This window comes from Sutterella sp. (genome assembly GCF_052272535.1).
Taxonomy (GTDB): Bacteria; Pseudomonadota; Gammaproteobacteria; order Burkholderiales; family Burkholderiaceae_F; genus Sutterella.
This window is the reverse complement of sequence record NZ_DAVZJY010000069.1, coordinates 1-10,283: the sequence shown is the minus strand read 5'-3', so window position 1 is coordinate 10,283 and position 10,283 is coordinate 1. Positions and strand designations below refer to the sequence as shown.

The window sequence follows — 10,283 nt, the reverse complement described above, 5'->3', positions numbered from 1 at the left end:
TAAATGGCTCCGGGCCTTGACCCGAGGCAGCCTCGGACTACCGCACAACGACGTAATCCGAATTCGAGTGCCGGATAAGCTCAGAAAAATCAACGTTGCAGGATTCGCCCGCAGGGCATGGGATGCGCAAAATTCCATCTGCATCAGGAGGTTCAGCCCCACAACGAGGCGACGCCTACCCACATGCATGCACGAAGCCTCGGTTTTTCTTTGAGTAGAAAGATGGTACAATCAGACCTGTTAAAAATCTTTTAACGATACCTTTAAGAGGTGCTTTATGGCTTCTGTAATTCTTGCCGACACCGTAGCCAGCATCACTGAACTCAAGAAGAATCCCTCTGCAACGGTTCAGGCGGGCAACGGACAAACTGTGGCGATTTTGAACCGCAATGTCCCTGAGTTCTATTGTGTTCCGGCGCAGGCTTATGCGGCACTCATGGAATTGGTTGACGATGAAAAACTTCGGCAGTTGGTGTTGGAACGCCAACATGAAAAATTGGTTGATGTAGATCTAACCAAGGATCTGCAATGACGTATCAGATCAAGTTCCGCGAAAGTGCTGCGAAAGAATGGGAAAAATTGGATCACTCGATCCGACGTATGTTTGCCAAAAAACTAGAGGAAAGGGCACTCAATCCTCGGGTGGAATCTGCTCGGCTGCGTAGCCTGCCTGATTGCTACAAAATCAAGCTGAGGCAAGTTGGCTACCGCTTGGTGTATCAAGTGATTGATGACATTCTCGTCGTCGCGGTGGTTAGTGTCGGAAAACGAGATAAATTAATTGTGTACGCCAAAGCCGAAGATAGGCTGAACTAAAAGATCAACAGAATCGCCGTCGGGAATCCTCTTTCTGGATTGCCGGGGACGGACGGCAGTCGCCCGGCGTGCCGACGCGCGGAGGCTACGCCTGCACGATCTGCTCGAGCCGTTCGCCCGCTAGAGCAGGAAGGTCCGTGAGAGGAGCCGCGCTGAGGGCGGCGGAAAGAAGAAGGACGGAGGAGCGCCTTGCGTGAATCCAACCGGTCGCATGAAATGGAGCGACCCGCCGCGGGCGTTGTTTGACTCACTCTCTCGTTAGGCTCCGGCGATTGCTCCCGAAGGGAAGTTCTCAGACGTTCTTCACGGCGTAGTGAAGCCACACGGCGCCGCCCTCGAGCGTCTCGTTTTCGGGAAGGCTGAGGCGCACGTTTTCGTGCCGGACGTTTGTACACTTGCGCCAACCTCTTTCCCGAACAGCCCGCCGCCATGACTGACGATCTTCCCGCCGAACCCTCCGACTCCACCGGCATGGTCTTCACCTACAACGTTCCCGCTCCCGCCCACGCTCGGCGCCGGCGGGACCCCGAGCGGCGCAGCCGCATCATCGACGCGACGATCGAGGTGATCGAGGAGGTGGGCGTCGCGGGGACCACCATGCGCCGCGTCGCCAAGCAGGCAGGCGTGCCGCTCGGCTCGATGACCTATCACTTCACGGACCGCGAAGAGCTGCTGCGCGCCGCATTCGCGCGCTTCGACGCGTTGATGACCCGGACGGTTCTCGCGCAGCTTCAGGCCGCGCAGTCGCCCGAAGAGATGCTCGACGTGGTGGCGCGCATCATCTGCGGGCCGGCGGACCGGCGGGCGCTTCTGCTTTCACTCGAGCTCTATGCGTACGCGAGCCGGCGCGAGGACATGAAGCCCTTCGCGGAAAACGTGCTGCGCCGCTCGAGGCGCGAATTCATGCGCTTCTTTCCGCCCGCGACGGCCGCGGCGATCGAGGCGCTCTTTGACGGCGCCTACATCCACCGCGCCTACGACCTCACGCCCCCCTCCTTCGAGGAGGTCCGGATGATCCTCGGGCGGCTCGCAGGCCGCTGACTCCCGTCGGCGCCGCAGCGCCCTTATCCGGGCTCCTGCGCCGCACCCGGCTCAGGCGAGCAATTCCCAACCGGTCTTCACGAAGAGGATCACGAGCACGACCGCGATGATCGGCCGCACGATCCGCGTGCCGTTCTTGATCACGAGCCCCGCGCCGATGTAGTGGCCGGCGATGCCGAAGAGCGCCGCCGTAAGGCCGAGCGCCCAGATCACCTCGCCCGTTGCGGCGAAGGTGACGAAGGCCGCGGTGTTGCTCGCGAGGTTCACGGCCTTCATTTCGCCCGAAGCCTCCTTGACGCCCAAGCGCCCCCAGAAAGTGAAGGCGAGGAGCATGAAGGTGCCTGCGCCCGGGCCGTAGAAGCCGTCGTAGGCGCCGCAGACCAGGGCAGAGAGCGCGATGATCATCAACCGGCGCCGCTCGTCCATGGGTTCCCGCTCGGCGGGGATGGACTTCTTCCGGAAGACGAAGAAGGCCGCGACGGGAAGCATCACCACGAGGAGGATCTGGAAGACGTGCTCGGGGACAAGAAGCGCGGCCTTCGCGCCGCCGACGCTCCCGAGGAAGGCGCAGACCACCGCCGGGAGCGCCGCGCCGACGTGGAGGTACCCGGCCCGCCAGAGCCGGAAGGCGGAGACCACGGTGCCCAGGCAGCTCGAGCACTTGTTGGTGCCGAGCGCCATATGCGCGGGCACGCCCGCGAGCAGATAGGCCGGAAGCGCGATGAGGCCGCCCCCGCCCGCGACGGCGTCCACGAGGGCGCCGAGAAAGACGAGCGGACAGACGATCAGAAAGGTGATGAGGTCGAGTTCCATACCGGGCCTGTTTCTGCAGAAGGGCGAAGCCGCCGGGAACCGGACGGACGCTTCGAAAGAGTGGGGCGGGAGGCCTGCGGCGTAGGCCGCAGAAGGGAACTGCATTCTAGCCGCGGGCCTCCCGCTCCCGCCCCGGTGGCCAGCGGCCGCAGCCGCGCTGCGGCGCGTCCTCTTGCGCCCGCGCAGACGCAGCTAGGGCGATCTGCGCAGGCGCCCGCCGGAACCGGGCGATAGGCTCAAAGGAACGACAACCTTTCTGAACGCGGACGACGGGAATTTTCCCCGGCGCCGCGCCTCATTCATCATGGCCTCCTTCCTACTCCCCGACGCCGTCGCCATCGCGCAGACGCTCGTGCGCATTCCCTCCGTTTCCGGCTCCCCCGCCGTCTTCGACGTCGTCGAGGCGGTGAAGCACATCCTTGAAGAGTCCGCCGACCCGTCGGTCACGGTGCACGTCTGCACGGCCGTCCCTGACGCGCCCGTGCTTCTCGCGCACGCGGGATCCACAGATCCCGAGGCGCCCTCCTTCATGCTCTCGGGCCACATCGATGTGGTGCCGCCCGCCGGCATGGAGGCGCCCTTCTCGGGCGACGTGAAGGCGGGGAGGCTCCTCGGGCGCGGCGCGACCGACATGAAGGGCGGCGCCGCGGCGGCGATCGCCGCCTTCGCGCAGGCCTCGAAGGAGAACCTCCCGGGCTCGCTCTGGCTCATCCTCTCGACGGACGAGGAGACGAACGTGCGCGGCGTCAAGGCGGCGCTCGAAGAGGCGGGAGCCCCCCGCCCCGACGCCTGCCTCATCGCCGAACCGACCGAACTGGAGATCCACTCGGCCCACCGCGGCGACGCCTGGATCCGCGTGGACTTCGAGGGCCGCAGCGCGCACTCGAGCCGCCCGCATCTCGGCGTCAACGCCGTCGATGCGGCCTGCCTCTTCGCGGTGAAGGCGAGGAAGCGTCTTCCTGAAATGATGAAGGAGGGGCCCGCCAAGGGCCCGCAGACCTGCTCGATCGACCTGATTTCGGGCGGCGCGGCCGAGAACGTCGTCCCCGCGCACGCCAGCGTCACGATCGACTTCCGCTTCCAGGGCGAGGAGACGGGAAGGCTTCAGGAGGAGCGCATCCTGCGCGTTCTCGAGGAGTGCCGGCAGGATCCGGACTTCCCCGACGTGAAGGCTTCGACCACCATCACGGGCGATTGGCCCGCGCTCGCCGACCAGACGGACGCTCCGGCCTGCCGCCGGGCGATCGCGGCCCTCACCGAAGAGGTGGGCCGTCCCCTGAAGACCACGCCGATGTCGGGTTGGGGCGAAGGCGGCTACATGTGCGCCTTCGGCATTCCGGCCTTCTACTTCGGACCGGGCGAAGGCAGGCTCGCCCATACGCCTCAGGAAAGCGCCTCGGTCGAGATGATCGAAACGGCCGCGCGAGCCATTCACCGCGCCGTGCGGGCGGTGCTCTGCGGCGGCGAAGTCGCGCCGAGGTCGTAATACCACGTTGCGGCGCGCGGCCGCTCGGTCCCTTGACACGCGTAGGCTTCAGGAATAATCCACACGTCTCCTCCCGAGAGCCCGTGTCGTTGTCCATGAGGGATTCCGCCATGATCAAGTCACTGACCTTTATCGCTGCCGCAGCGGCCCTCCTTTCGTTCGGCTCCTTCTCCACGGCGGCGTCGGCCGCAGACGTAATCCGCATCGGCGCCACGCCCGTGCCGCACGTCGACATCCTGAACTTCATCAAGCCGAAGCTCGCCGCAGAAGGCGTCGACCTGCAGGTGATCGAAGTGACGTTCTACGGGAGCATGGGATCCGAGACGCCATCCGGCCTCGTCAGAGCTCAAAGGATGGCTCGCCGTGAACGCGGACGCTGCCGCAGAGCTCCAGACGCCTTTGAGTCGTCCGCAATAGGCTAGCGTCGCCCTACCGTCGCGCAAGCCCGGCGAGGTATCTGATCAGGAGGGCGGCGCTCCTCTCAAGAGCCTTTCGCGGCATATCCCCGCAACAGGCGGCTACGACATTCCACAGGCTCCTGAAAGAGCCGCTCACTTTGAAGCGCTACTTTGCACCGCAGCCGCTCTCTTCGTGCAGCATCTCCGCTGCGGCGAAGCGCCTTTTGGCGCCGTCGAAAACCAACGCCGCCCTGAGGAGCGTTCTGCCGTGCGGCGTTTCTCCATAGCGCCGCTCCCTGAGTTGTTCAAGCGCCTTCCTGAGCAGTTTGGGAACGTCTCGCTCATGTTCCACATACTTGAATTCAAAAACCCACCGGCGGCATCCGGCATTGAGCTCGAGATCGCTGCGCCCGAGCGCGGAATGCTTCTCCACCTCAGGCACCATGGCGGCACCAATCAGCAGGACTTGGAGATAAGCCCGAAGGTGCGCCTCGCTCTTGATGGGATAGTCTTTGTAGTCGATGGCGTTCAATGCATCTCCAAAGAGCGCAACCACATCGGAGAGCGAGCCGGAAGCAAGGACCTCTCCGGCCGGCCGCGCATCCACATTGCCGCGCATGGGCCGCCCCCGCAGCAGCTCGTCTGAATAAAGCCTCGCCAAAGAAACCGAAACCTCTTCGTTTGGGTACCCGAGAAATACGACCTCATCAGAACGCACCGACCGGATGGTGAGGTACCCGGCCTGCGTCAGAAGCACTTCGAGTGAAAGTTCGTCGTACTGCCGCGGCGCCTGCAGCTCGGAGAGCGGGAGACTCAGCGGTACATCGTATTTCAATGGATTGGCAATGGCGTGTCGCTTGAGAAAATTCTTCAGAACGGTCGGTTGTCCGCCGCTACGATACCAATAGTTCTGGAAACCCGTTGCAGGAGAACGCAGGAAATGGAGTACGGACCAAGGACAGAAAACGTGAACGGATCCCGTCTGTTCAAAACAAAATCCATCGTAATTGCGCCTCAATCCGTCGACAATCTCTTCCGTTGACACATTCAGGGCTCTGGAGGCCCGCCCGACATACTCGCCGAAGCACTGCTTGACCTCATCCTCCGTCCAGCCCAGAAGCGCGCCGTACTGCGGTTCGAGCGAAATGTCATAAAGGTTGTTGAAGGCCGAGAAAATGCTGGTGTGGCTGAACTTCGTTATGCCCGTCATGAAGAAGAAGCGCAGCGCTCCGTCGCATTCCTTCAATGCGCGAAAGAATTCATTGAGCTGATCTCTAACCTCATTGAACGAATCTTCGTCGTTGATCACCCTCGTGAGTGGCGCATCGTATTCATCAATCAGCACGACGAGCGAAAGGACGGGAAGCGAGCGCAGCCACAACCGAAACTGCTGCCAGAACGAGATGGTGCTTGCCGAATCGAAGCGGAATCCGACCGTCGCAAAATTTGCAGCGAGCAAATCAGTCCAGACGCTTTGAAACTGACCCCGCGACCTGAATTCGGGCAAAGCGGAAAGGTCGAGATGAACAACAGGATAGGTCCGGTCGTTCCACAGTCCCTCTATTGCCAAACCCTTGAAGTCCCGCAGTCCGTGCGCAAAGAGCGACTTGAACGTCGAAACGAGGAGCGACTTGCCAAAGCGCCTCGGTCTGGCGAGAAAAATCTTTGCGCCGATCTGCGCCAACTCCGGAAGAAGCGCCGTTTTGTCGACATAGACGGCGTTGCCGGCGCGAATCGCTTCAAAGGAGGAGAGTCCGAACGGAAGAGGCTGCATGATGATGCTTACGGTATGGATTCGAGGTTGCGGCGGCAACCTACTTGGACGACGGGAGAGGCAGCCATTACCGGCGTCTCTCTGCCTATCGCAGGCCCGCAGGCTTCGGCACGAAGGGAGCCCGGCTGCGCACCTCCACCCATAAGATCCTAACCCAGAGCGGCCGCCATCGACCGTGAATTCATGCCGCCGCCGTCCGAGCGGCAGCGCGAAGGCGCTCCCGTCGCACCGCCTCCAAACCCAAGCGCCGGTCTCAAGGCGCAAGACCGGCGACCAACTCGTGAAGCGGGAATCACTCCGAGCCGGCTCCATGACGGCTTGATGACGCCCGCGAAAGCTTCGCCTGTTCACGCTTTTGATGCATGAACGCACCCCAAACGGGCGCGCATCACCCTGGTGCGCAGGAGCACGCTTTCCCGTAGTTCACTCCCGACGCCCTCTTCGGCACGCCCCTTGCTTAGAAGGAGGAAAGCCCCACGACTTCCCCCATTCCTGATGGAAACGGAGCCGTGCGCGGAGCACCTTTTCTCACAAATGCAAGCAATGAAGCTCATCCATGCCGCGGCTGCGCTCGCCCTCTCGAGCGCGCTCATCGGACTCTCGGCCGCTCCGGCCGGAGCAAAGGAAATCACGGTCGCCGTTTCGAGCACCTTCACGACGATGGACCCATACGACGCGACCGACACGCTCTCCTACAGCGCGGCGAAGACCATGTACGAAGGCCTTTTCGGCTTCGACAAGGACATGAAGCTCCAGAACGTCCTCGCCGAGTCCTACACCGTCTCCCCGGACGGCCTGGTCTACACGGTGAAGCTGCGCAAGGGCGTCAAGTTCCACGACGGCACGGAGTTTCAGGCGGACGCCGTGAAGGCGAACTTCGACCGCGTGACGAACAAGGCGAACGCCCTGCGGCGCTATTCGCTCTACTACAACATCGCGAAGACCGAAGTGGTCGATCCCTACACGGTGAAGTTCACGCTCCACGAACCCTTCTCGGCCTTCGTCAATCAGTTGGGCCACGCCTCGGGCGCAATGATCTGCCCGAACGCGATCAAGCAGTACCCGGGCAAGCAGCTCGCCTTCCATCCCTGCGGCACCGGCCCCTTCAAGGTCGCCGAATACAACCCGTCCGAGATTCTCCACGTCGTGAAGAACCCCGACTACTGGCGCAAGGGCCTCCCCAAGATCGACGGCATGACCTTCAAGCCCGTGCCTGAGAACAGCACGCGCGTAGCGATGCTGCGCACGGGCGAGGCGCAGTTCATCTATCCGGTGCCGCCCGAACAGGTGAAGACCCTCGAAGGCGAACCCAACCTCACGATCACGAAGACCCCGTCGATCATCGAGCGCTACGTCGCCTTCAACACGCAGATCGCCCCCTTCAACAACCCGAAGGTCCGCCAGGCCCTCAACTACGCCGTCAACAAGACCGCGCTCGCCAAGGTCGCCTTCAACGGGCTCGCGGATCCCGTCACCGGCGTCGCGCCCAAGGGCGTTGAATTCGCCGACGTGTACGGCGCCTGGCCCTACGACCCGAAGAAGGCCCGCGAGCTCCTCAAGGAGGCGGGGTACCCGAACGGCTTCACGGCGACGCTCTGGTCGCTCTACAACCACACGACCGCGCAGAAGGTCATTCAGTTCCTGCAGCAGCAGTTCGCTCAGGTGGGCGTCAAGGTCTCCGTCATGGCGATGGAGGCCGGCCAGCGCACGAGCTACCTCCTCAAGAAGCCCAAGGACTCCCAGCTGAAGATGGTCTACGCCGGTTGGTCTTCTTCGACGGGCGAGCTCGACTGGGCCTTGAGGCCGCTCCTCGCGACGGCCTCCTGGGCCCCCGTCGCGGTGAACTACGGCTACTACTCGAACAAGGTGCTCGACGAGAACTTCCGCGAGGCGCTTCGCACGACCGACAAGGCGAAGAAGCAGGCCCTCTACTCGAGCGCGCAGAAGGCCGTCTGGGAGGACTGCCCGTGGATCTACCTCGTCACCGAGCAGAACGTCTCGGGTCAGGCGAAGAACGTCTCGGGCTTCTACATCCAGCCCGACGGCGGGTTTGAGTTCAGCGGCGTGGACGTGAAGTAGTCCTCCGCGCTTGGAGCATCTCCTCGCGAAGGGCGGCCGGACCGCAGGGTCCGCGCCGCCCTTTGCGCCTTCGTGTCCCGGGCCCGGCGGCGGCGACGGTCTGGCACGAAGATTGCTCAGAATAAAAGCACGCACACGAGACGCCCTCGTGATGCGCATCCGGCCCCGCATGGGTGCGCCGCAGGGCGTCCAAGGAAGATCGTTTCAAAGCACGAAGGAAGCCCCATCATGAAGCACCTCAAGGCCGCCGCACTCACATTCGCCCTCGCGGGCGCCCTCACCACATTCGCCTCGGCTCCTGCCGCCGCGAAGGAAATCACCGTCGGCATCGCCTCCACCTTCACGACGATGGATCCCTACGATGCGGGCGACACGCTCTCGCAGACGGCCGCCAAGTCCATGTACGAGGGGCTCTTCGGACTCGACAAGGACATGAAGCTCAAGAACGTCCTCGCCGAGGGCTACGAGGTGAGCGATGACGGCTTGGTCTACACCGTGAAGCTGCGCAAGGGCGTCATGTTCCACGACGACACGGAATTCCAGGCCGGCGCCGTGAAGGCGAACTTCGACCGCGTCACGAACAAGGCGAACGCCCTGCGGCGCTACTCGCTCTACAACAACATTGCGAAGACCGAAGTGGTCGATCCCTACACGGTCCGCATCACGCTGCACAAGCCCTTCTCGGCCTTCATCAACCAGCTCGCGCACCCGGCGGGCGTGATGATCTGCCCGAAGGCGCTCGAGAAGTATCCCGGCAAGCAGATCGCCTTCCATCCCTGCGGCACAGGCCCCTACACGATGGCCGAGTACAACCCGTCGGAAATCCTTCACGTCGTGAAGAACCCCAACTACTGGCAGAAGGGGCTCCCGAAGTTGGACGGCATCACCTTCAAGCCCGTGCCTGAAAACAGCACCCGCGTGGCGATGCTGCGCACGGGCGAGGCGCAGTTCATCTTCCCCGTTCCTCCCGAACAGGTGAAGACCCTCGAAGGCGAACCAGGGATCGACGTCACGGTCTCGCCCTCGATCATCGAGCGCTACGTCGCCTTCAACACGAAGATGAAGCCCTTCGACAACCCGAAGGTCCGTCAGGCGCTCAACTACGCGATCAACAAGGCCGCGCTCGCCAAGGTCGCCTTCAACGGCTTCGCCATGCCCGCGACCGGCATCGCCCCGGAGGGCGTGGACTACGCGACGCAGTTCGGCGCCTGGCCCTACGACCCGAAGAAGGCCCGCGAGCTCCTCAAGGAGGCGGGATACCCGAACGGCTTCACGGCGACGCTCTGGTCGCTCTACAACCACACGACCGCGCAGAAGGTCATTCAGTTCCTGCAGCAGCAGTTCGCTCAGGTGGGCGTCAAGGTCTCCGTCATGGCGATGGAGTCGGGCCAGCGCACGGCCTACCTCCTCCACAAGCCCGAGGAGGCGAAGCTCAACATGCTCTACGCCGGCTGGTCCTCCTCGACGGGCGAACTCGACTGGGCGGTGCGTCCGCTGCTCGCCACCGAGTCCTGGGCGCCCGTGGCGGGCAACTACGGCTTCTACTCGAACCCGGTGCTCGACCAGAACTTCGCCGATGCACTGAAGACCACGGACCGCGCGAAGAAGCAGGCGCTCTACGACGCCGCGCAGAAGACCACGTGGGACGAAGCGCCCTGGATTCCGCTCGTGGTTGAGCAGAACGTTTCGGCCAAGGTGAAGAACCTCAAGAACTTCTTCATCCAGCTCGACGCCGGCATGGATTATCTGAACGCCGAACTGGAGTAGCCCGCAGAGGGGGCGGCGGCGTGAACCACCCGCCGCCTGAGGCGCTCCGGATTTCGGTTCATTCGAGAGGGGCGGCCGCCTGCGTGCGGTCCGCCTCCTTTTTTGTCTT

9 protein-coding genes are annotated in these 10,283 nt (G+C 63.0%); 7 read left to right on the top strand and 2 right to left on the bottom strand.

The window, feature by feature from the left end:
• Positions 1-277: 277 nt before the first annotated feature.
• The 3 genes from ACT6Y9_RS05165 to ACT6Y9_RS05155 all read left to right on the top strand — a co-directional run bounded on the left by ACT6Y9_RS05165 (position 278) and on the right by ACT6Y9_RS05155 (position 1,857).
• Positions 278-532, top strand: coding sequence for a type II toxin-antitoxin system Phd/YefM family antitoxin (locus ACT6Y9_RS05165; protein WP_443743739.1), 255 nt, complete (start codon positions 278-280; stop codon positions 530-532).
• Complete coding sequence (locus tag ACT6Y9_RS05160) at positions 529-816, top strand: type II toxin-antitoxin system RelE family toxin (protein ID WP_443743738.1); 288 nt, start codon at positions 529-531, stop codon at positions 814-816. The genes ACT6Y9_RS05165 and ACT6Y9_RS05160 overlap by 4 nt, the downstream gene beginning before the upstream one ends.
• Positions 817-1,245: 429 nt before the next feature.
• Positions 1,246-1,857, top strand: a complete 612-nt coding sequence (locus tag ACT6Y9_RS05155) for a TetR/AcrR family transcriptional regulator (protein WP_295477945.1) — start codon at positions 1,246-1,248, stop codon at positions 1,855-1,857.
• Positions 1,858-1,908: 51 nt separating this feature from the next.
• Here the strand turns inward: ACT6Y9_RS05155 and ACT6Y9_RS05150 are convergent, their stop codons facing one another.
• The gene (locus ACT6Y9_RS05150; protein ID WP_443743737.1) at positions 1,909-2,670 is read right to left on the bottom strand and encodes a sulfite exporter TauE/SafE family protein; all 762 of its coding nucleotides are present in this window, start codon (positions 2,668-2,670) and stop codon (positions 1,909-1,911) included.
• A 304-nt stretch (positions 2,671-2,974) separates the two neighbouring features.
• Between ACT6Y9_RS05150 and ACT6Y9_RS05145 the strand changes: the two genes are divergently transcribed.
• A complete protein-coding gene (locus ACT6Y9_RS05145; protein WP_443743736.1) occupies positions 2,975-4,156 on the top strand; it encodes a M20 family metallopeptidase in 1,182 nt (393 codons plus the stop codon).
• Positions 4,157-4,266: 110 nt separating this feature from the next.
• The gene (locus tag ACT6Y9_RS05140; protein ID WP_443743735.1) at positions 4,267-4,578 is read left to right on the top strand and encodes a hypothetical protein; all 312 of its coding nucleotides are present in this window, start codon (positions 4,267-4,269) and stop codon (positions 4,576-4,578) included.
• A 142-nt stretch (positions 4,579-4,720) separates the two neighbouring features.
• On the opposite strand, the gene ACT6Y9_RS05135 is transcribed toward ACT6Y9_RS05140, so the two are convergent.
• Positions 4,721-6,328, bottom strand: a complete 1,608-nt coding sequence (locus ACT6Y9_RS05135; RefSeq protein ID WP_295477933.1) for an AAA family ATPase — start codon at positions 6,326-6,328, stop codon at positions 4,721-4,723.
• 543 nt (positions 6,329-6,871) lie between these two features.
• Between ACT6Y9_RS05135 and gsiB (ACT6Y9_RS05130) the strand changes: the two genes are divergently transcribed.
• Both gsiB (ACT6Y9_RS05130) and gsiB (ACT6Y9_RS05125) read left to right on the top strand, forming a co-directional pair.
• Complete coding sequence (gene gsiB, locus ACT6Y9_RS05130; RefSeq protein ID WP_443743734.1) at positions 6,872-8,407, top strand: glutathione ABC transporter substrate-binding protein GsiB; 1,536 nt, start codon at positions 6,872-6,874, stop codon at positions 8,405-8,407.
• A 228-nt stretch (positions 8,408-8,635) separates the two neighbouring features.
• Entirely contained in the window at positions 8,636-10,174 is a 1,539-nt protein-coding gene (gene gsiB, locus ACT6Y9_RS05125; RefSeq protein ID WP_443743733.1) for a glutathione ABC transporter substrate-binding protein GsiB, read from the top strand.
• The last annotated feature ends 109 nt before the right edge of the window (positions 10,175-10,283 follow it).

Bases quoted from the DNA above. Each gene is read 5' to 3' on its own strand.
- gsiB (WP_443743734.1), top strand. From the start codon at position 6,872: ATGAAGCTCATCCATGCCGCGGCTGCGCTCGCCCTCTCGAGCGCGCTC.
- ACT6Y9_RS05145 (WP_443743736.1), top strand. From the start codon at position 2,975: ATGGCCTCCTTCCTACTCCCCGACGCCGTCGCCATCGCGCAGACGCTC.
- ACT6Y9_RS05135 (WP_295477933.1), bottom strand. From the start codon at position 6,328: ATGCAGCCTCTTCCGTTCGGACTCTCCTCCTTTGAAGCGATTCGCGCC.
- ACT6Y9_RS05140 (WP_443743735.1), top strand. From the start codon at position 4,267: ATGATCAAGTCACTGACCTTTATCGCTGCCGCAGCGGCCCTCCTTTCG.
- ACT6Y9_RS05165 (WP_443743739.1), top strand. From the start codon at position 278: ATGGCTTCTGTAATTCTTGCCGACACCGTAGCCAGCATCACTGAACTC.
- ACT6Y9_RS05150 (WP_443743737.1), bottom strand. From the start codon at position 2,670: ATGGAACTCGACCTCATCACCTTTCTGATCGTCTGTCCGCTCGTCTTT.
- ACT6Y9_RS05155 (WP_295477945.1), top strand. From the start codon at position 1,246: ATGACTGACGATCTTCCCGCCGAACCCTCCGACTCCACCGGCATGGTC.
- ACT6Y9_RS05160 (WP_443743738.1), top strand. From the start codon at position 529: ATGACGTATCAGATCAAGTTCCGCGAAAGTGCTGCGAAAGAATGGGAA.
- gsiB (WP_443743733.1), top strand. From the start codon at position 8,636: ATGAAGCACCTCAAGGCCGCCGCACTCACATTCGCCCTCGCGGGCGCC.